Annotated in this window: 1 protein-coding gene; it reads left to right on the top strand. The window is 34.3% G+C overall.

The window, feature by feature from the left end; genetic code table 11:
* The coding region (locus tag QL898_RS13765; protein WP_290177194.1) for a hypothetical protein at nucleotides 1-476 on the top strand (476 nt) is incomplete at its 5' end.
* Between the last annotated feature and the right edge of the window lie 253 nt (nucleotides 477-729).

Genomic DNA, 729 nt, shown 5'->3' with positions numbered 1-729 from the left:
ATGAAAATATAGATATGACTGAGTTAGCCTGTGTCAGCGATTCATTACTAAACCATTTAAAAGTATATAAAGGTAGCCTTTGGGAAGATGTGACTCAAAGTCAGTATTTATCTAGTGTCTGGCATCTGATGATAGCAGGGCAATTAAAAGACGCAAAAGCGCACCTTAGCGTTAGAAAGTCATTTCGATATACTGAAAACTTATATAATTGGACAAAGCAGCTCAATAAACTATTGATTGAGCAGCAGTCTGGCGCAGAGGTAGGTGCTGAGATTAATGCAATGTTTGACGAGGTATTTGATGTTATTCGCTCTCCATATTGGAAAACTGATCGCCAAAAAGAAGAAAATAGATTTCCTATAACGATGAATCCAAATTATGTACGCTTGCAACTGGCGATTATTAGATGGTTATACGTTGAAAAACAGCCGTTAAAAGGGCATTGGAATGAGGTTTTGGCGCAAGTTTCGAGATAATACATTATGATTTTTTTGAGATTAAAATGAGCGATGATCCAATTAAAATAGTTGCTAAGCTTGATGATGATAAGTGGCGAGATTATTTTAGTGTCACTAATATTAAGAAAGGAGCTGATCTCAAATGATAAGAGAATTCAAGGTTATAAGTAGTAAAGGACAAGAATGTACATATAGTGATTATTTATTTTTATATAAAGGAGGTAGTTATATATCAATCAGAGAAGCTGAATATAAGTCTGGTTTTGGCTAT

Origin of the sequence: Psychrobacter sp. APC 3279 (genome assembly GCF_030407795.1) — a bacterium.
Taxonomy (GTDB): domain Bacteria; phylum Pseudomonadota; class Gammaproteobacteria; order Pseudomonadales; family Moraxellaceae; genus Psychrobacter.
Note: the sequence above shows the minus strand (reverse complement) of the source record. Positions and strands in the feature narration are given on the sequence as shown.